At 33.7% G+C, this 19708-nt stretch carries 17 protein-coding genes; 10 read left to right on the plus strand and 7 right to left on the minus strand.

The window, feature by feature from the left end; translation table 11 throughout:
- Nucleotides 1-6 precede the first annotated feature (6 nt).
- Together ACFOWM_RS13085 and ACFOWM_RS13090 are read right to left on the minus strand one after the other, a co-directional pair.
- On the minus strand, nt 7-1086 hold the full coding sequence (locus tag ACFOWM_RS13085) for an efflux RND transporter periplasmic adaptor subunit (protein WP_379710883.1): 1080 nt from the start codon (nt 1084-1086) through the stop codon (nt 7-9).
- A gap of 194 nt (nt 1087-1280) precedes the next feature.
- Nucleotides 1281-1643 carry a hypothetical protein gene (locus tag ACFOWM_RS13090; RefSeq protein WP_379710885.1) on the minus strand — a complete coding sequence of 121 codons (363 nt, stop codon included), beginning with the start codon at nt 1641-1643 and terminating at the stop codon, nt 1281-1283.
- Nucleotides 1644-1950: 307 nt separating this feature from the next.
- On the opposite strand from ACFOWM_RS13090, the gene ACFOWM_RS13095 reads away from it, so the two are divergent.
- Nucleotides 1951-2661, plus strand: coding sequence for a YebC/PmpR family DNA-binding transcriptional regulator (locus tag ACFOWM_RS13095; RefSeq protein WP_379710887.1), 711 nt, complete (start codon nt 1951-1953; stop codon nt 2659-2661).
- A 51-nt stretch (nt 2662-2712) separates the two neighbouring features.
- On the opposite strand, the gene ACFOWM_RS13100 is transcribed toward ACFOWM_RS13095, so the two are convergent.
- Nucleotides 2713-3183 carry an RDD family protein gene (locus ACFOWM_RS13100; protein WP_379710889.1) on the minus strand — a complete coding sequence of 157 codons (471 nt, stop codon included), beginning with the start codon at nt 3181-3183 and terminating at the stop codon, nt 2713-2715.
- Between the two features lie 25 nt (nt 3184-3208).
- The gene (locus tag ACFOWM_RS13105) at nt 3209-5572 is read right to left on the minus strand and encodes an alpha-ketoacid dehydrogenase subunit alpha/beta (RefSeq protein WP_379710891.1); all 2364 of its coding nucleotides are present in this window, start codon (nt 5570-5572) and stop codon (nt 3209-3211) included.
- Between the two features lie 126 nt (nt 5573-5698).
- Between ACFOWM_RS13105 and ACFOWM_RS13110 the strand changes: the two genes are divergently transcribed.
- The 5 genes from ACFOWM_RS13110 (at nt 5699) to pgl (ending at nt 10454) form a co-directional block, all read left to right on the plus strand.
- Nucleotides 5699-6172, plus strand: a complete 474-nt coding sequence (locus ACFOWM_RS13110) for a DUF1573 domain-containing protein (protein ID WP_379710893.1) — start codon at nt 5699-5701, stop codon at nt 6170-6172.
- 28 nt (nt 6173-6200) lie between these two features.
- Complete coding sequence (locus tag ACFOWM_RS13115; RefSeq protein WP_379710895.1) at nt 6201-6719, plus strand: DUF1573 domain-containing protein; 519 nt, start codon at nt 6201-6203, stop codon at nt 6717-6719.
- Nucleotides 6720-6802: 83 nt separating this feature from the next.
- The gene (gene gndA, locus ACFOWM_RS13120; RefSeq protein ID WP_379710897.1) at nt 6803-8218 is read left to right on the plus strand and encodes an NADP-dependent phosphogluconate dehydrogenase; all 1416 of its coding nucleotides are present in this window, start codon (nt 6803-6805) and stop codon (nt 8216-8218) included.
- A 27-nt stretch (nt 8219-8245) separates the two neighbouring features.
- Nucleotides 8246-9754: a glucose-6-phosphate dehydrogenase gene (gene zwf / locus ACFOWM_RS13125; RefSeq protein ID WP_379710899.1), complete on the plus strand. Its 1509-nt coding sequence runs from the start codon at nt 8246-8248 to the stop codon at nt 9752-9754.
- Nucleotides 9755-9758: 4 nt separating this feature from the next.
- Entirely contained in the window at nt 9759-10454 is a 696-nt protein-coding gene (gene pgl, locus ACFOWM_RS13130) for a 6-phosphogluconolactonase (protein WP_379710901.1), read from the plus strand.
- On the opposite strand, the gene ACFOWM_RS13135 is transcribed toward pgl, so the two are convergent.
- Complete coding sequence (locus ACFOWM_RS13135; protein WP_379710903.1) at nt 10451-11128, minus strand: TetR/AcrR family transcriptional regulator; 678 nt, start codon at nt 11126-11128, stop codon at nt 10451-10453. The two genes, pgl and ACFOWM_RS13135, sit on opposite strands and share 4 nt — an antisense overlap.
- Before the next feature lie 115 nt (nt 11129-11243).
- Between ACFOWM_RS13135 and ACFOWM_RS13140 the strand changes: the two genes are divergently transcribed.
- From ACFOWM_RS13140 to ACFOWM_RS13155, 4 genes are read left to right on the plus strand one after another with little or no spacing between them, the layout of a single operon-like run.
- Nucleotides 11244-12896, plus strand: a complete 1653-nt coding sequence (locus tag ACFOWM_RS13140) for an ATP-binding cassette domain-containing protein (RefSeq protein ID WP_379710905.1) — start codon at nt 11244-11246, stop codon at nt 12894-12896.
- A gap of 11 nt (nt 12897-12907) precedes the next feature.
- A complete protein-coding gene (locus tag ACFOWM_RS13145) occupies nt 12908-14257 on the plus strand; it encodes an HlyD family secretion protein (protein ID WP_379710907.1) in 1350 nt (449 codons plus the stop codon).
- Nucleotides 14257-15627, plus strand: coding sequence for a TolC family protein (locus ACFOWM_RS13150; RefSeq protein WP_379710909.1), 1371 nt, complete (start codon nt 14257-14259; stop codon nt 15625-15627). The genes ACFOWM_RS13145 and ACFOWM_RS13150 overlap by 1 nt, the downstream gene beginning before the upstream one ends.
- Before the next feature lie 45 nt (nt 15628-15672).
- Nucleotides 15673-16866: a pyridoxal phosphate-dependent aminotransferase gene (locus tag ACFOWM_RS13155; RefSeq protein WP_379710911.1), complete on the plus strand. Its 1194-nt coding sequence runs from the start codon at nt 15673-15675 to the stop codon at nt 16864-16866.
- 66 nt (nt 16867-16932) lie between these two features.
- On the opposite strand, the gene ACFOWM_RS13160 is transcribed toward ACFOWM_RS13155, so the two are convergent.
- Both ACFOWM_RS13160 and ACFOWM_RS13165 read right to left on the minus strand, forming a co-directional pair.
- Nucleotides 16933-17562: a nitroreductase family protein gene (locus ACFOWM_RS13160; protein WP_379710913.1), complete on the minus strand. Its 630-nt coding sequence runs from the start codon at nt 17560-17562 to the stop codon at nt 16933-16935.
- A 248-nt stretch (nt 17563-17810) separates the two neighbouring features.
- Nucleotides 17811-18761: a tyrosine-type recombinase/integrase gene (locus ACFOWM_RS13165; RefSeq protein ID WP_379710915.1), complete on the minus strand. Its 951-nt coding sequence runs from the start codon at nt 18759-18761 to the stop codon at nt 17811-17813.
- Nucleotides 18762-19708: the final 947 nt, after the last annotated feature.

The following is a 19708-nucleotide window of genomic DNA, read 5'->3' on the forward strand; positions in this document are numbered from 1 at the left end:
GGCTTATTATTTTATTAATTGTAGGTTATTAATAACTGTTCGAGGATTCATTAAACTGGTAGTTACCTTATCATCTTCCTTAACAGTTTGTACACCTTCTATAATAATTTTATCGTTGGGCAATAAACCATCATCAATCACATATAAATTAGGGAGCCTTTGCTGTATGTGAATGTTTTTTGCATGTACAATTTGGTTATCATCTACCACAAATACATAAGTTTTATCTTGTACTTCGTAAGTAGCTTTTTGTGGTATTAGCATTACGTTTTTTAAATCAATGGTGAGTTGTACTTTACCAGTTTCACCATGCTTTAATAAAAAATCAGGATTAGGAAAAATGGCTCTAAAGGGTATGTTACCTGTATTTTTATCAAACTCACCTTCAATAGTTTGTATAACGCCTTGGTATTTATGAAGTTGATTATTTGCTAATAACAACCCCACTTTACTTTCTTGATTATTTTTTTTGTTGGTAACAAAATTTAAATACTCTAACTCAGATACATTAAAATATGCATATACATTTTTATTATTTGATAATGATGTGAGCAGCGTACCTTCATCAATCAAACTACCTATTTTAAATTTTAGCCTATCTATAATTCCATCAAAAGGCGCTACAATTTTTGTAAATGATAAATTAGTTTCGGCTATACCTAAAGCAGCTTTTGCTTCATTTAATTTGGCAACTGCCAAAGCAAGTTCAGCTTTTGAAACAATTTTTTTTTGCTCAAGTAGCTGCACATTCTGCATTTCTAATGTTGCGGTTTTTACTTCTGCTGCGGCCTTTGCTAATTCGGCATCATACTCACGAGAACGAATAATAAATAGTAATTGACCTGCTTTTACATTTTGGCCTTCATCTACATTTATTTTTTCCAAATATCCTTTTACTTTGGCACGTATTTCAATGTTCTGCATTGATTCTATCTCTGCCACATATTCTTTTTTTATAGTAGTATCAGTTACCAACGGCGTTGATATTGGTATTACATTTTTTTCGGGTTCAACCTCTTTTTTGTTTTTACAAGCTTGAAGCAAACAAAGCCCAATGGCTATTGTACAATAGAAATACTGTTTCATTAAATGTTATATTTTATTTAGCAATAGCCATACATAGTAATGCACTATATGCCATACTTTAAAAGATGATATAATAAAAAGAAGGGAAATGATGCCGCCACCAAAAAGACAACAACACCAAAAATATGATTGATGAAGGTTACAGTTAACCAAGGCGTTTCAAAGGCTTACTCAATCATAAAAAAGAAAATATTCTATAGTAGATATTGCTGAAATACTAAGAAAAGTATACCCGTTTGCCAAAATTCATGGCCATAAAAAGTGAGATTAAATAATTGAGGAGTGCTTCTAATATAATCTTGAGGACAAATAAAAATTTTGCTGTTGGAATGAGTTGCAATAATTAGTTGATTGTCGTTATCTTCCTCTACATCATCAGATGCCTCATCTATATAAACATCAATTAAATCGGCTGATGGAGCTGCATGTGCATGATGTTGTTTAACAAAATTTGAACCTTTAGGTTGTACCAATACGGCCTTAGGTAAAATGCCTGCATTTGAAGGAACCATGAAAAACACCATCAAAAATGCTAGTACTAAATTGAACCTATTCATTCGAAATTAACTTTTTGCTTGGGGGTAATTTTAAAACAATGTTGCCATGTTTAACCACCCAATTAAATTGCAATAATAAAATTTAAGCAACGAAGTAATAAAAAAATGGCCAACAGTTTGCTTAAACAAATGTAAAAAGTGAGTTACCTTTTTTGTACGCTTAAATAAAAAAACAGCAAAGCGAATTAATAGTAGTGTATTATATTTAAGCAATGATGATGGATGCGCTATAAAACAATCACTTTAAAATCTGCTTAACAATTACACAATACTTATTAAATTTGCAATCCTAAATAAAAATTTACAAATGGGAAGGATATTTGAAGTACGTAAAGGTGCCATGTTTGCTCGTTGGGATAAAATGGCCAAAGATTTTACTCGTATTGGTAAAGAAATTGCCATAGCCGTAAAGGCTGGAGGGCCCGACCCAGATAATAACCCTGCTTTACGCCGCTGTTACCTGAATGCAAAAGCATGTAACATGCCAAAAGATAGGGTTGAAGCTGCTATTAAAAGAGCAATGGGTAAAGATACCAGCAACTATGATGAAATGGTGTACGAAGGCTATGCACCACACGGTGTTGCCGTACTAGTTGAAACTGCTACTGATAATGCCACCAGAACTGTAGCCAACGTACGTATGCATTTTACAAAAGGAAAAGGCGCTTTAGGTACCAGCGGTAGTGTTGCGTTTACTTTTACTCGAATGGGTGAATTTAAAATAAAAAATACCGGACAAAATTTAGAAGAACTTGAACTTGAATTAATTGATTATGGGTTAGAAGAAATTGGTGAAGATGCTGAAGGAAATATTATTGTACGTGCCGCTTTCAATGAATTTGGTACCATGAACAAGGCCATTGAAGATCGAAAACTAGAACTTATAAGCGCTGAATTAACAAGAATACCCAATACAACTGTTGAGCTAAATGAAGAGCAAGCTAATGAGGTTTTGAAAATGGTAGATAATTTAGAGCAAGATGATGATGTACAAAAAGTATATCATAATTTAAAATAGCATTTTATATGTATTAAAAAAGGCAACATCAAAATGTTGCCTTTTTTAATTTTAATAAGTTGATTGCTTTTCGTCAATTACAGTGGTATCCGTCCATCTATCATGCCATGGGTTACAAGGTGAACCTAAGGCACTAAAAGCATTAAAAGGTACCATTCTGCTTAAACCCCTTGTCATAGCTTTTGAAAACGTAAGTGGTGAGCCATCATTTTGCACAGCTCTAGTACCGGTAATTAATTTCCCTAAAGTTTTCCCCTTAAAAATTCCTTCAATAATACCCATAAGTAGGCCATATATTACCAGCGAAAGTATTCTATCAAAAAATGAACCTGCTGCAGAGTCATCATTTAGTTCATCTAATGCATTGGGGTTAGCTATTACTAAAAGCACAGCAATTAGAAAAAACAGTAAATAAAATGCTATCATATCTATTAGATAATTAGCAAATCGTTTACCTTGGCTTGCTGGCACATAGTTAAAAGCTTCTTGCTCTAAAATGTCGTAATTGTTGTTTGTTTCCATAAAGTTTAAAGTGTTTGTTTAAAAATTATTCTTGCATCATTGCTTTTATAGTAGCAACAATATTTTCAGCATTTGGTTTTGCAAAATAATCACCATCACTTCCGTAGCCTGGGCGGTGTTCTTTTGCTGTTAAAGTTCGTGGTGCAACATCTAAATAACGGTAACCCTTTTGCTCTTCCATTACTTTATTAAACATGTAAGCAGCTGCTCCACCAGGTACATCTTCATCAATAAAAATAATTCTATTGGTCTTTTTTAAAGAAGCTACTATTTGATGATGAATATCAAACGGTAATAATGTTTGAACATCAATTAACTCACAACTAATATTCATTTTGTTTAGTGTTTCTATAGCATCTTGAATAATTCTTAATGTTGAGCCATAACTAACTATTGTAACATCTGTACCTTCTTTTAAAATTTCTGGCACACCAAATGGCACCGTAAAAGTTGATAAATTGGTTGGTAATTTTTCTTTTAAACGATAACCATTTAAACACTCCACCACCAAACCAGGGTCGTTACTTTGTAATAACGTATTGTACATACCGGCAGCTTGTGTCATGTTACGGGGTACACACACGTGCATGCCTCTTAACGCATTAACAATCATACCCATTGGTGATCCACTATGCCAAATACCTTCTAAACGATGGCCTCGAGTACGAACAATAAGCGGTACACTTTGCTGACCAGCTGTTCTAAAATGTGTTGTTGCTACATCATCACTCAATGGTTGCAAACCGTATAATAAATAATCTAAATATTGAATTTCTGCAATGGGGCGTAAACCCCTCAAAGCCATACCAATACCCTGCCCCATAATGGTGAGTTCCCTAATACCTGTATCAAAAATACGCTCACTACCATATTTTTCTTGTAAGCCACTAAAGCCTTGGTTTACATCGCCAATAAAGCCTAAATCTTCTCCAAATGCCGCCACCTTTTTATTGTTGGCAAACAATTGATCAAAGTATTTGTTTAGCACTTCGTAGCCATTAATTGTGGCATTACTGTCATCAAAACTAGCTGGTACCACAGGTACTTTTAATGCTGATTTTGGTCCTTCATTAAACAAGTATTGATCGTACATGGTTGTATTTGCAGCCAACTGTTCATCATAATATTGTTGAACATTTTTTGCTTGCTCAACAGGTAACGTATACAAAACAGTAGCCAAAGCTTTAAAAATATCCCTACGCAAAGGCTCTCTTAGGGCTTTTAAATCAGCAGCAATTTTACTTGCAGTAGCATCACCAGTGGCTTCTAATAAGTTAGCTGCGTCAGCAACCATTACTTTAATAGGTTGCAAATAAGCTTCCCAAGCTTGTTGTTTACTTTGTTTTACGTGTTGTACAGCTTCTTCTTCTATGCTACTGAGTTCAGTTTCATTAGCTAAGGCATTTTCAATAATCCAGCTACGCATTTGTTTAATACAATCCCATTCTTTTTCCCATAATAAACGATCCATACTTTTATATCGTTCATGACTGCCAGAAGTAGAGTGGCCTTGCGGTTGCGTTATTTCTTCAATATGAAAAATAGCAGGGATATGGGTTTTTCGAATTTTTTCGATTGCTGGTTCTAATACTTCACACATACCAGCATAATCCCACCCTTTTAATTTGTATATTTCAAAACCATTGGTACCATCTTGCTTTTGAAAACCAGCCAAAGCTTCTGAAATAGAGCCTTTGGTAGTTTGGTATTCTTTAGGTACAGAAATGCCATATCCATTATCCCAAACAAACACTGCCAACGGTACTTGTAAAACACCTGCGGCATTTATTGTTTCCCAAAAATGACCTTCACTTGTTGATGCATCGCCAATGGTACAAAAGCATACTTCATTACCATTATTACTTAAAGTAGTTTCGTTTGCTAACACATCTACGTTTCTAAAAAACTTTGATGCAAATGCCAAACCTAAAGCACGGGGCATTTGCCCACCCGTTGGCGCAATATCACTTGATATATTTTTTAATTGTGCCAAAGGCAACCAGTCACCATTTTCATCAACCATTTTTGTAGCAAAGTGTGCATTCATTTGTCTACCAGCACTAAATGGGTCGTTGTTAACATCAGCATCAGCATACAATTGTGCAAAAAATTGCTGTACAGTAGCCAAACCACTTGCAAACATAAAAGTTTGGTCTCTATAATAGCCCGATCTAAAATCACCTGGTTTAAAAAACTTGGCCATTGCAATTTGTGGTACTTCTTTACCATCGCCAAAAATGCCAAATTTTGCTTTACCTGTTAATACTTCTTTACGACCTAACAAACTCGTTTCACGACTTATACATGCATATTTGTAATCATTTAATACGGCTGCTTTAAACGTATCAAAACTTAACTTTTCTTGTGAGGTAATATCTGATTGATTCATGGTTTCGTTTCTCTTTGAAGTTGCAAATTTATTGTTTTTAAGGCGGTTTGTTAAAAAACACCTAAGGAGAATAGAATTTATTTCAAAACAAATGAATTTTGTATCTTTGAAATGAAAATTTATAATATGAAAAAAATACTTTTTGCATTCAGTTTACTTGCAATTAGCTACGTTTCAAATGCACAAACAAGCGTAAGTACTGTTAAAACAGCTAGTGATGTTCCTGTTGCAGTTGCACCTGTTGAAACTTTAGGCGTAAAGGAAACCGAATATAATTTTGGTAAAATACCACAAGGAAAACCTGTAACGCATACATTCACTGTATTTAACGAAGGTAAAACAGCTTTTAAATTAGATAATGTACAAGCTAGTTGCGGATGTACTACTCCTGAATGGAATAAAGAAAATGTAATTGAACCAGGCAAATCAGCTGAAATTAAAGTAGGATACAATGCAGCTGCTGAAGGGCCATTTTCAAAAGCCATTACCATTACATACAACGGAACACAATCTAAAGTAATCTTAATTAAAGGTGAGGTATGGAAAACACCTACCACTAGTGCACCAGCTAATGGCGCCGTAAACGATTTAAAAAATTAATTAAAACAACACAAAAGCAATAGTTATTATGAAAAAATTATTTTTTGCATTATCAGCAGTAGTATTGTCATCAGCAGCATTTGCACAAGTAAAGTCTGACGATGTAGCTAAAATCACAAACGAAGTAATTGATTTTGGTAAAATTCCACAAGGTGTACCAGCCGTAGCAACTTTTATTGTTACCAATATTGGTACAAAAGATTTAATTATTGAACAAGCTACGCCAACATGCGGTTGTACTATTGGCGATTTTACGAAAGAGCCTATTAAGCCAGGAAAAACAGGTAAAATTACCGCTACATTTAATGCAGCAGGTTTAGGCCCAATTGACAAGCACATGAACGTAAAATTTGCAGGTACTGATGATACCAAAAGCATCGGTTTTAAAGGTGAAGTTTTAACGGCAGAAGAATATGCAAAATTAAAAGGTACCACTACTGCTCCAGCTGCAGCTGCACCTGTAGCAACGCCTATTAAAGCTGCCAATAAAACAACCAAAACAACCAAAAAAGTAAAAGCTACAAAACCAGCTAAAGTTGCTGCCTAGTACTTAACATACACTTAATTAAAAAACCTCTGCCAATGCAGGGGTTTTTTATTAGCTTTAATATTCAATTAGCCTTTAAAAATATGCAGAAATCATTATACCAATATGGCATGATAGGCCTTGGCACCATGGGTTGCAATTTAGTACTTAACATGAGCGACCACGGCTTTAGTGTTGCCGGGTACGATAAAAATACCGAACAAGTCAATCGTTTAAAATCATTAACAAACAACAGTAATATTGGAGCATTCGATAACATTAACCAATTTGTAGCTTCACTAAACACACCAAGGGTAATTATGCTTTTGGTACCTGCTGGTAAAATTGTAGATGCCGTTATTGAAACTTTAAAACCAATTATTAGTAAAGATGATGTGATTGTAGATTGTGGCAACTCCTACTTTGCAGATACCCAAAACAGAATTGATTATTTATTAAAAGACGGTATCCATTTTGTAGGTTTAGGTGTTTCTGGTGGCGAAACAGGTGCTCGTTTTGGCCCTAGTATTATGCCCGGTGGCGATGTAAAAGCTTATGAACTATTAGCACCTATGCTCAATGCCATCGCCGCAAAAGTAAACGGCACACCATGCACAGCCTATATGGGTAAAGGTGCTGCTGGGCATTATGTAAAAATGGTACATAATGGTATTGAATATGCATTAATGCAAATGATTGCTGAAACCTACCATGTTTTAAAAAATATTTGCGGCTTAAATAACAAAGCCATACACGAAGTTTTTAGTGAATGGAATAAAGGCAAACTACAATCTTTTTTAATTGAAATTACTGCTGCGATTTTTTTACAAGAAGATGATTTAAGTGAAGCAATGTTAATTGATAAAATTGCTGATACTGCACACCAAAAAGGTACAGGTGCATGGACGAGTAAAGATGCAATGACCATAGGATCACCCACACCTAGTATTGATGCCGCAGTAGCAGCTCGTACATTATCATCAATGAAAAACGAAAGAGTGAAAGCTGCTTCAATTTTAGCAACTACAACAAATGGATCAACAGCAAATATTAACATACAACAAATTGAAGATGCCCTCTATGCTGGCTTTTTAATTACCTATGCACAAGGGTTAGCATTATTGCAAAATGCATCATCAACCCATGCATACGATTTAAACTTGAAAACAATTGCATCTATTTGGAGAGGTGGCTGTATTATAAGAGCAGCAATGCTTGAAACTATTATGCAAGCATACGAACAAGAGCCTACACTTCAAAATATTTTAGTAAGCAATCATATAAGTACTGAAATAAATAAAGTATTACCATCATTACGTGATACCATTGTAAATGCAATAAACTTCAGTATACCCACACCGTCGCTTACAGCAAGTTTACATTATATTGATGCTTATAAAAGTGCTTGGCTACCAGCGAACCTTATACAAGCCCAACGTGATTTTTTTGGTGCACATACCTATGAACGTACCGATAAAGAAGGTACATTCCATACAAAATGGCATACCAATATTCAATAATTTTATAATACTTTTTAATACCTATATATGAGTTCAGCAACAAAAACTAAACCTACCATTATTACCATATTTGGAGGTTCAGGTGATTTAACTTGGCGTAAACTAATACCTGCTTTATTTAATTTAAATATTGATGAATGGCTTAATGAACAATTTAAAATTATTTGTATTGGACGAACAGAAATGGAAACATCCAAATTTGTTGAAAAACTTCATGATGGTGTAAATCAATTTAGCAGAAGAGGCAAAGCACAAAAAAAAGAATGGGATGCCTTTGCACCATTTATTGAATATCGTTCAGGTGATTTCAATAATAAAACGATTTACAACGATTTAAAAAAAGATATACAAGTATTTGAGAAAGAAGCTGGCGAATCAATTAATAAAATTTACTATTTAGCTGTAAATCCTCAATTTTTTGAAGACATTGCAGAAAAATTGCACGAAACAGGTTTAGCAGCTGATAAAGAATTTGCAAGACTCGTTATTGAAAAACCATTTGGTACTGATTTAGCCACTGCAAAACAATTAAACGAAAAATTATTATCCATATTTGATGAAAAACAATTGTACAGAATAGATCATTACCTAGGTAAAGAAACTGTTCAAAACATATTGGCATTTCGCTTTGCCAATGCATTATTTGAGCCTATATGGAATCGCAATTTTATTGATCATGTTCAAATATCAGTAAGCGAAAAAATTGGTGTAGAAGATAGAGGTGCATACTATGACCATAGCGGAGCCCTGAGAGATATGATTCAAAACCACGTAATGCAGCTACTTTGTTTAATTGCTATGGAACCACCCGTAAGTTTTGATGCGGATGAAATTCGCAATAAAAAAGCAGATGTTTTACATGCCATCAGAAAAATTAATAGAGAGGCGGTACATGAATATGCTGCTAGAGGGCAATACGGTGCAGGTTGGCAAGAAGGTGACCAAGTACCTGGTTACAGAACAGAAAAAAATGTAGACCCAAACTCTAATACTGAAACCTTTGCAGCCATCAAATTTTTTGTTGATAATTGGCGTTGGAGTAACGTACCATTTTATGTTCGTAGCGGTAAACGCATGCAACAAACCAATTCTGTAATTACGGTACAATTTAAGCCTGTACCACACCAATCATTTCCCGATGAAGCCATTGAAAACTGGCAACCCAATAGAATGATTATTAACATACAACCCGAAATGGGCATTCGCATTCGTTTTCAAGCCAAAAAACCAGGTTTAAAAATGCAACTATCGCCTGTTGATATGGTATTCAATTATAAAGACACTTATGCAGCTGGCATACCTGAAGGTTACGAAACCTTATTGCTAGATGTTATTGAAGGTGATGCCACATTGTTTATGAGGGCTGACCAAGTAGAAGCAGCTTGGGAAATTATCAATCCTATTTTACAAACATGGACAGACAACCCTTCTGTAAATTTCCCAAATTATGTTGCAGGCACTAATGGCCCAGAAACCGCAGAAGCTTTAATTGCTAGAGATGGTAATAACTGGACAACCGTACCCATTTCAAACTAACATTATGGCACATAAAATTAAAAACTTCAGCAATACAAATACGTTAGCCATAGCAGCAGCAGATTATATTATTGCTGCAGGATTAGCAGCCATAAAAAAAAACGGACGATTTTGTGTTGCCCTCTCAGGCGGAAGTACGCCAAACATACTTTACCAAGTATTGGTACAACCAGCATATCAAAGCAAAATTGACTGGAAAAAAACTTTTATATTTTGGAGTGATGAGCGTTGTGTTCCTGCAAATGATCCTCAAAATAATAGTTACCAAGCTTATCAAGTACTGTTAAATGAAGTGCCCATACCAAAAGAAAACATTTTTACTATACCCGTTCACTTAACACCTGCAGCAGCTGCTGCTGCATATCAACTAACCATTCAACAATTTTTTAAAAACAATTTTCCTGTATTTGATATTGTACTACTAGGCATGGGCGATAACGGACATACCGCTTCATTATTTCCACACACAAGTATATTACATGAAACCACAGCATTGGTTAAAAATATTTATGTAAATGAAGTAAATATGGATAGAATAACTTTTACGGCTCCATTTATAAATAATGCCCAACACAGGTTATTCTTAGTAACAGGTGCTAACAAAAAAACAATGTTGCAAAAAGTATTACATGGTAACTATGAACCAGATAATTACCCTGCACAATTAATTAAAAATGCTGATTGGTATACTTGTGTTTAACGAACATTTAAAGCACTAAAAACAATGTGCTCTAAATATGCTTCAATCTCTTTTGGATTTTTCTTTTTAGAAAAGTCGCACAATCGAGGCAAATGATGCATGAAAAAATATTGTTGGTGCGATGTTTCAATAATGGTGCTTGCTAAAGATGCTGCATACTTATAATTTTTATTATACTCTTTAAATAAACCAGCAACCCTTGCACATAAATCTTTGTAAGGCTTAAATAAAAAGTCTTTGTTATTTACATCAACATCTTTACTTAAATAAGTTTTACTGCCCTCTGCTATTGCAATGTAGTAAAGCGATGTAACATCTAACTCACTAAAAACAGTTGCAGCATTATCTTCCCAAACTAAAATATCTATTACCTTTTTTATTTTATCTTCAGCAGTAGTGAGGTTATTTATTTGATACATTACTTGAAACTCTATAAATGCCCAATACCAATCAACTAGGTATATCAATAGCCTGTGTTTATTTTCAAAGTAACGATATACAGTAGCTTCCGTACTATTAATTTCTATGGCTAGTTTCTTAAAAGTAAATAACTCATAACCCATATCAGCAATCATTTTAATTGATTGTCTAATAATAAGTTTCCCTATTTCAGTCCCTTCTGGGTTGCGCAGAAATAGCTTGTCGTTCATTTTTACATTAAACTGTAACTGCATACACTTACTTTTTGCAAATATAGTAAAACATTTACTTATTGTTAATAAAATATTATTTGTAATAGTATTACTATTATTAAAAATAGTTTTATAACTTTGCTTAAAATAAAATATTATGGCTCAAAAACCTTCATTGAGAAACGCTATAAAAAAACTTAATAAAACCATTTTGGTCGATAAAAAAGATGTTGGCAGCGTTTACTTTTATGCCATTATTGCTGGTTTAATTGCACTCACTTTACCATTAGGTATACAATCCATTATTGGTTTTGTAATGGCAGCTAGTCTCTCTACATCAATTATTGTTTTAATAACAGTTGTGATACTGGGTGTTATCGTAAATGGTATTGTACAAGTAAGGCAAATGCAAGTGATTGAACGTATAAGACAAAAAATATTTGCAAGATATTCTTTTGAAATTAGTGATAAGCTGCCCAATATTGATTTACAAAAAATGGATCAGTTTTATTTACCAGAAGTGGTGAACAGGTATTTTGATATCACCAATCTTATAAAAGGTATCGAAAAAATTTTATTAGATGTACCAACTGCTATTACACAAATAGCTTTAGGGTTATTACTACTTTCATTTTATCACCCCATATTTATAGCATTTGGTGCAATTTTATTGATACTATTGGCTATCATTTTAAAAGCAACATCGTCAGAAGGTTTTGAAACAAGTATTCAAGCTAGTAATTACAAATATGCTATTGCAGATTGGTTGCAAGAAGTTGCTAGAACTATCAATACATTTAAATTCAGCAAAGAAAATCAATTGCATAATATAAAAACGGATGAATTACTATCGAGGTATTTGAACCAACGCACCAATCATTTTAAAATATTAGCTACACAGTTTAAAAGCTTAGTTGGTTTTAAAATACTCATCATTTCAGCCATGCTTATTGTTGGTACTTGGTTATTGCTAAACCAACAAATAAATATTGGTCAATTTATTGCTGCAGATATTGTGATTATTTTAATTATAAATTCAATTGAAAAACTAATTGTAAGTATGGATCATGTTTATACAAGTTTAACATCCATTGAAAAACTAGGTAAAATTGTCGATAGTGATGTAGAAGAAAATGGCAGCGTACAGTTTAACACTACACAGCCAATTGATATACATTTAAAAGATGTTTCATATACATACCCTGATGGTAGTGAAGCGCTAAAAAATATTACACTTCATTTTAATGCCAATCAAATAAATATAATTAAAGGCTCATCTGGAGCAGGCAAATCTACACTCATAAAAATATTAACTGGGGCTTTAAGTAATTACAGTGGTAGTATTTCATTTAACGACGTGCCGTTACACAATTACAACATACAATCAATAAGGAAAGTAACAGGCATTATGCTTAATAAGCAAGATATTTTTAGAGGCAGCATTATTGATAACCTCACAATGGGTAACAAACTAATTACGATGGAAGAAATTTTACCTATTGCAAAAATAATTGGCTTTAATGAATTTATTAATGGCACAAAAGATGGTTACAATACTAAAATAGAACCAACAGGTAAAAGAATAAACCAACACAATAAACAAAACTTATTATTATTAAGAGCACTGTTAGGTAACCCTTCAATATTGTTGTTAGAAGATCCGCTAAGTCATTTAAAACCTGCTCAACAACAAGCATTGTTACAATACATACACTCAAAAAAAATTACTTGTATCATTATTTCAAATAACGATATACCTGTCAACAATATTACTTATCATGAATTAACCGATGGTACCATCTTGAAATAAATTTATAAGCTATGCAACAACACAAATATTTATTTAAAAATTTAGATACACCCGAACCTATTGCCGAACAAAATGCATTTAAAAACATTTATAAAATTGGGGCACCCAGTAAAAGAAGATGGTGGCGTTGGGCAATTTTTATAACACTTATTGTAGTGTTAGCTTTACCGTGGACACAAAACATACGTGCAAAAGGTAATGTAACAACCATTATGCAAGAGCAACGTCCGCAAGAAATTAATACCATCATTCCAGGAAAAATTGTAAAGTGGTATGTTAAAGAAGGCGACTTTGTAAAAGCAGGTGACACCATTTTGCAAATGGGCGAAATAAAAGTAGAATATTTTGACCCTGCACTCATTCAACGTACACAACAACAAATAGAAGCAAAAAAAATGAGTGCGGCTGCTTATGAAAACAAAGCCACCACCGCTACTGTTCAAACCAGTGTACTATCGCAGGGCAATAGTTTAAAGCAAGCATCTATCAATAATAAATTTCAACAACAACAACTTAAAGTTAAAAACGATAGCATTGATGTTATAGCCGTAACAAACGAATTAATGGTATACAAGCGCCAATTAGATGCTGGTAAAAATATGCTTGACAGTGGTGCTATTTCATTAGTTGATTTTGAAAAACGAAGAATCAATTATCAAAACGGTTTTGCAAAAAAAGTTGGTGCGGAAAATAAATTATTGCAAAGCAAACAAGAACTACTCAATTTACAAATTGAAAAAGGAGTTATTGAAATGGAGTATGCTGATAAAATATCAAAAGCGAATGGTGAAAAGTTTGGATCACTTTCAAATGCAGCATCTACACAAGCAGATATCAGTAAACTTGAAAATATTTTATCTAACTACGATGCTCGTAATAAACTATACTACATAACAGCACCTCAAAGCGGACAAATTACCAAAGCCAAAAAAGCCGGTATTGGAGAGCTTTTGAAAGAAGGTGAAATGATTACTGAAATTGTTCCTGACCATTTTGACTACGCTGTGGAAATGTATGTTGAGCCAATGGATTTACCGCTCATTAATAAAGGTCAAAAAGTAAGATTTGTTTTTGATGGTATACCAGCTATTGTTTTTAGTGGTTGGCCGCAAAACAGCTTCGGCACCTTTGGGGGTGTTATCACTGCAATTGAAAGTAATGTGAGTACCAATGGTAAATTTAGAGTATTGGTTACAGAGGATAAAAAAGATAAACCTTGGCCAAAAAGTTTAAAAATGGGTAGTGGTGCACAAGGTATTGCACTGTTAAAAGATGTACCAATTATTTACGAATTATGGCGTAACATTAATGGCTTTCCTCCTGAGTTTTACACAGTTCAAAAAGAAAAACCAAAAAAATAATGAAAATATTATTTTTAAATATTGTATTATCACTTGTATGTATTGCTGAAGTTAAGGCGCAACAAGCAACAAATATTTTAACATTGGCTGATTTTATTCAACAAACAAAAAACAATCATCCACTTGCTAAAATTGCAAATATTCAGGTTGATAAAGCCAATGCCAATATTTTAATGGCTAAAGGTGCTTTTGACCCAACCATTCAATATGAGGCAGATCGTAAAACGTTTAATGATAAAAATTATTTTTACTACAATGATGCATCATTAAAAATACCATTACCTATTGGTGATATTAAAACTGGTATTGAAAACAATGGTGGTCAATTTATTACAACAGAAGTAACCAAAGGCCAATCGAGTTATGCTGGTATTGAAATACCACTAGCAAAAGGGCTTTTCATTGATAGTAGAAGGGCTACACTTCAACAAGCCAAAATAGCATTGGGTTATGATAATGCACAAAAACAAATTTTAATCAACAACTTATTGTTAGATGCTTATGAAGCCTACTATCAATGGGCCGCTGCCTATGAGTTGTTCACGATTTTTAATAACTACGCTATCAATAGTAATAACCGTTTGCAGTTGGTTAAATCACAATTCATCAATGGCGATAAACCTTTAATGGATACTATTGAGGCTTATGCTCAGTACCAATCATTCATCATTCAAAAAAATGATGCTTTTATAAAATTGAAATCTGCTCAATATCAAATTAATAATTTTTTATGGTCGCCACAGCAAACACCCATCAACTTACTCGAAAATGTGGTACCTGATTCATTGCAACTCAATTTAAACATAAACCCTAATAGTACTAATAACAACCCGGTAATTCAGCAGTACTTTTTTAAGCTAGATGGCTTAAATGTTGAAAAAAAATTAAAATTTCAAAGCCTGTTACCAACCGTCAATTTAAAATCAAACCTTTTAAATAATCAGTACAATGTACTTAAAAATGTAAATAATAATTTTATTCAAAACAATTACAAATGGGCTATCGATATTAAAATTCCCTTACGCTTTAGAGAAGGTAGAGGCGCCTACAAAATGGCTAAATTAAAAATTACTGAAACGCAATTAGCCTTACAGCAAAAGCAACAAGAAATCAATAATAAAATTGCCGATTATACTAATCAAATTATTACATACCAAACACAATGGACAGCAACCAATAGTATCATCAACAATTATTCACAACTATTGCGTAATGAGTTACTCAAATTTAATAACGGTGAAAGCAGTTTATTTTTGGTGAACACTCGAGAAAATAAGTTACTCGAATCAATACAAAAATCAATCGAATTAAAATTTAAAGCACAAAAAGCAAACATAACATTACAATGGGTTGCAGGCACCATAAATTAAACAGCTTTTTAACTTTAAAATTGCAGTAAATAGTATCTTTACATTATGCTACAAATAAGTAAACGTGGGCTTACAATGCCTGCATCACCTATAAGAAAATTAGTTCCCTTTGCAGAAGCTGCAAAAAAAAGAGGTACTAAAGTATATCATTTAAATATAGGCCAACCTGATATTGTAACACCACAAGCATGTATTGATGCTGTAAAAAATTGTGATGTACATGTGCTGGAATACAGCCATAGTGCTGGAAACGAAAGCTACCGTAAAAAGTTAACCGAATACTACGCTAAAAATAATATTGATATCACAGCCAACGATATTATTGTTACTACTGGAGGCAGTGAGGCAATACTTTTTGGTTTTATGGCTTGTTTAGATGCTGGCGATGAAGTCATTATTCCTGAACCATTTTATGCAAATTATAATGGCTTTGCTGTACAAGCGGATGTAAAAGTTGTACCAATCAGTAGCACTATTGAAACAGGTTTTGCCTTACCCCCTATTGAAGAATTTGAGAAAGCCATTACACCAAAAACAAAAGCCATAGTACTGTGTAACCCTAACAACCCAACAGGGTATTTATACAGTGCTGCTGAAATGGAAACACTCAAAAATATCATCATCAAACACCAACTATTTTTATTTGCTGATGAAGCTTATAGGGAGTTTTGTTACGAAGGTCAACATATCAGTGCCATGCATCTTAAAGGTGCAGAGCAACATGTTGTATTAATGGATACCATTAGCAAACGTTACAGTGCATGTGGTGGACGAATTGGTGCTTTCATCTCAAAAAATAAATCAGTAATGGATGCTGCCATGAAATTTGCACAAGCAAGGTTAAGTCCGCCATACTATGCACAAGTTTTAGGTGAAGCCGCTGTTGATTTACCAGATGATTATTTTGATACTACCAAAGCGGAGTACAAATTAAGGAGAGACACACTTGTTGCTGCTTTAAACAAAATTGATGGTGTATTTTGCCCCAACCCAGGTGGTGCATTTTATGTAATGGCAAAATTACCTATCGATGATTGTGATAAATTTTGCCAGTGGTTATTAGAGGAGTTTTCGTACGAAGGTGCTACTTTAATGATGGCCCCTGCAACAGGCTTTTACAGTACCAAAGGTTTAGGTAAAAATGAAGTAAGGCTGGCCTATGTTTTAAATACTGATGCTATTTTAGCCGCTGCAGAGTGTTTAGAAGAAGCACTTAAAATTTATCCTGGCAGAATATAAATCAAAATAATAGTCAATAAAAAAAATGCACTTTAAAAGTGCATTTTTTTATTGACTAACTAACTATTATTTTACATAATGTACCAATGTATCAATTGGTTTTCTCACTTTAATATATTGCGATGTTGCATCTTCTTCTGATCGGTAACCAAGCGGTAAAATCACTGCTGATGTTAAACCTTTTGCTTTTAAACCTAAAATTTCATCAAATTGCTCTTTACTAAAGCCTTCCATTGGGCAAGCATCTACTTTTAATTCTGCAGCTGCAGTTAGTGCTGTACCTAAGGCAATATAAGCTTGCTTAGCAGCCCATGTTTGTTGTTGTTCGGCTGTTAAACTTTCAACAGTACCAACAATCATTTGCTTATACCCATCTAATGCTTCAACAGGTATACTTCTTACAGCAGCTACATGTTCAATAAATGTGGTTACATCAGCAGCAGTTAGTTTTTCTGGTATAGCAAAAACCAATACATGCGAACTCTCTACTAACTGAGGTTGGCCATAAGCCGCTGCTTGCAATTTGGTTTTGATGTCGCTATTAGTTACAACCAATACTGAAAACGGTTGTAAACCATACGAAGTTGCGGTCAGGTTTATAGCCTCTAATATAGTAGCTAGATCTGCATCACTAACTACACTACCATTCATACGCTTAGTAGCGTAGCGCCATTTTAAATTATCAATAATACTCATAAATTAATTTTTTAGAGTACAAATATAGTATAAATTTCAATGTTTAAACATTAAATAATAATTAAAATAAAGTTTTGGAGCTACCAACAAATAACCATTAATCAACTATTGATCCTGCTATTCGCTACTACGCTTCGCCACAAAGCCCACCCACATGGGCTTCAGCTGCAGGGTAGCCGCTACTATCAGGGCTATGTCAACAGTGTAGCATTAATCAGCAGTAGTGCATATAAAACAGCTATACGATTTTATTCAAAATTCAAACTTGCTTGTACACTTCCAATTACTTTTAATCCCTTTAAACTATCAAGTGGACTACAACTTTTACTATGGTTAATCTGGGCAACATGTAAATAAATCATAGTAGTTTTCACATTCGCATGCCCCAAAAGTTCTTTTATTGTCAAAATATTTACACCATCTTCAAGTAAATGAGTTGCATAAGTATGCCGTAAACTATGCACATTAATATGCTTTTTTACGCCTGCAAGTTGTGCAGCCCTTGCAACAGCCCATTGAACACTACGCTGTCCATATTGATGTTCATACACAGAAAAAAATCTACTAGTATTATTGGCCCATCTACTGCCAGTAAAAAGCCAATCTGTTGGTTTAAATAGCCGAATATACTTTTCTAATATGGTTGTCAAATTTGTACCCAAAGGAACATATCTATCTTTACGCCCTTTTGCTTGTCTAATATGTACAACAGCTCTTTCGAGGTCTATATCATATACCTTTATATTTCTAACCTCTGAACAACGCAAACCACATCCATATAATAGCGCAATTAATACCCTATGTTTCATTAAACAAGCACAGTTCATCATTGCAGTTATTTCTTGCTTACTTAATACAATAGGCAACTTCCTCCCTTTCTTTAATACAGGAAGTTGAATGCGTAATTCATCTAATCCTTCCATTCTATATACATAACGCAACGCACAAACTGTAAATTTAAAATTGCTATAAGAAGCACCGTCTACTTTAGGTTTAATTAAATACAAATAATCTTGTATCTCATCTAAACTTAAATGAATAGGAATAATCAAATAATGTAATGCTAAATGAGCTAAACTTCTCCCATAATTTTTACTTGTACTATCCGCTCTGTCATCTATACACATCCTTCTTAAAAATTTATTATAAAAATTTTCAAAACCAGGTACTTTCTGACAGGCTTGTTGTGTTATAGTCATATTTTCTAATGAAAATACTAAGTCCTCTGAATATTGTATTATTTATAAAATAAATAATGCTGTTTAATATTTTAAAAAGTAAGCGCATTACACTAAAAAATGCATTACACATGTTACTAGAAAAGCATAACATACTAAACCACATGCGAAATAAATTTCTCAATACTAACAAACAAATTCAAAAACAACAACATTTATAATTTATTAATTTCTTCATTACAGAATAAATAAAAGCGTTACGTTGAAAAAAGTTGTGATAGCTGTATAAAGCTGTTATTCAGGAGTAAATAAGCTGGTATTTTGTTAGATTAAAACGATAAAGTGTCATTTTCCTTATAAATTTTAATCCTCTTCGAGAAGCACATCTTACCAATACTTAAAAATAAATTATCAACTATTTCAAGTGTATGCAAAAAGGCATCTGTATACAAGAAGGCATTTCTAGCATCAATATTACTACAACCTTCACTCTTACATTGTTGTGCAGTACCACCATAACATGAGGGGCTTATCCGCCGGGGCGGATCGGTATGGGCTACATAATAAAATGTGTATGATTTCAGGGGGGTAGAGTGGATTGGAGTTAGATGGATGATCAAGTATTTCAAGTGGATGCAAAAAAGCATCTGCATACAAGAAGGCATTTCGAGCATCAATTTAACTTCAACATTCATTTTTACATTATTGTGCAGTAACAACATATCAAGATTAGCTTATCCGCCGCGGCGGATCGGTATGGTCTGCATAATAAAATGTTTATGATGTCAAGGGGGTAGAGAGGATTGGAGTTAGATGGATGATCAACTATTTGAAGTAGATGCATAAAAAAAGCCTCTCATTACTGAAAGGCTTTTCTTAAATAAATATGGCGGCTACCTACTCTCCCACATTGTTGTGCAGTACCACCATAACATGAGGGGCTTATCCGCCGCGGCGGATCGGTATGG

This window comes from Ferruginibacter yonginensis, assembly GCF_042651465.1.
Lineage (GTDB): Bacteria > Bacteroidota > Bacteroidia > Chitinophagales > Chitinophagaceae > Ferruginibacter > Ferruginibacter yonginensis.

Bases quoted from the DNA above. Each gene is read 5' to 3' on its own strand.
- ACFOWM_RS13085 (WP_379710883.1), bottom strand. From the start codon at position 1,086: ATGAAACAGTATTTCTATTGTACAATAGCCATTGGGCTTTGTTTGCTT.
- ACFOWM_RS13090 (WP_379710885.1), bottom strand. From the start codon at position 1,643: ATGAATAGGTTCAATTTAGTACTAGCATTTTTGATGGTGTTTTTCATG.
- ACFOWM_RS13095 (WP_379710887.1), top strand. From the start codon at position 1,951: ATGGGAAGGATATTTGAAGTACGTAAAGGTGCCATGTTTGCTCGTTGG.
- ACFOWM_RS13100 (WP_379710889.1), bottom strand. From the start codon at position 3,183: ATGGAAACAAACAACAATTACGACATTTTAGAGCAAGAAGCTTTTAAC.
- ACFOWM_RS13105 (WP_379710891.1), bottom strand. From the start codon at position 5,572: ATGAATCAATCAGATATTACCTCACAAGAAAAGTTAAGTTTTGATACG.
- ACFOWM_RS13110 (WP_379710893.1), top strand. From the start codon at position 5,699: ATGAAAAAAATACTTTTTGCATTCAGTTTACTTGCAATTAGCTACGTT.
- ACFOWM_RS13115 (WP_379710895.1), top strand. From the start codon at position 6,201: ATGAAAAAATTATTTTTTGCATTATCAGCAGTAGTATTGTCATCAGCA.
- gndA (WP_379710897.1), top strand. From the start codon at position 6,803: ATGCAGAAATCATTATACCAATATGGCATGATAGGCCTTGGCACCATG.
- zwf (WP_379710899.1), top strand. From the start codon at position 8,246: ATGAGTTCAGCAACAAAAACTAAACCTACCATTATTACCATATTTGGA.
- pgl (WP_379710901.1), top strand. From the start codon at position 9,759: ATGGCACATAAAATTAAAAACTTCAGCAATACAAATACGTTAGCCATA.
- ACFOWM_RS13135 (WP_379710903.1), bottom strand. From the start codon at position 11,128: ATGCAGTTACAGTTTAATGTAAAAATGAACGACAAGCTATTTCTGCGC.
- ACFOWM_RS13140 (WP_379710905.1), top strand. From the start codon at position 11,244: ATGGCTCAAAAACCTTCATTGAGAAACGCTATAAAAAAACTTAATAAA.
- ACFOWM_RS13145 (WP_379710907.1), top strand. From the start codon at position 12,908: ATGCAACAACACAAATATTTATTTAAAAATTTAGATACACCCGAACCT.
- ACFOWM_RS13150 (WP_379710909.1), top strand. From the start codon at position 14,257: ATGAAAATATTATTTTTAAATATTGTATTATCACTTGTATGTATTGCT.
- ACFOWM_RS13155 (WP_379710911.1), top strand. From the start codon at position 15,673: ATGCTACAAATAAGTAAACGTGGGCTTACAATGCCTGCATCACCTATA.
- ACFOWM_RS13160 (WP_379710913.1), bottom strand. From the start codon at position 17,562: ATGAGTATTATTGATAATTTAAAATGGCGCTACGCTACTAAGCGTATG.
- ACFOWM_RS13165 (WP_379710915.1), bottom strand. From the start codon at position 18,761: ATGACTATAACACAACAAGCCTGTCAGAAAGTACCTGGTTTTGAAAAT.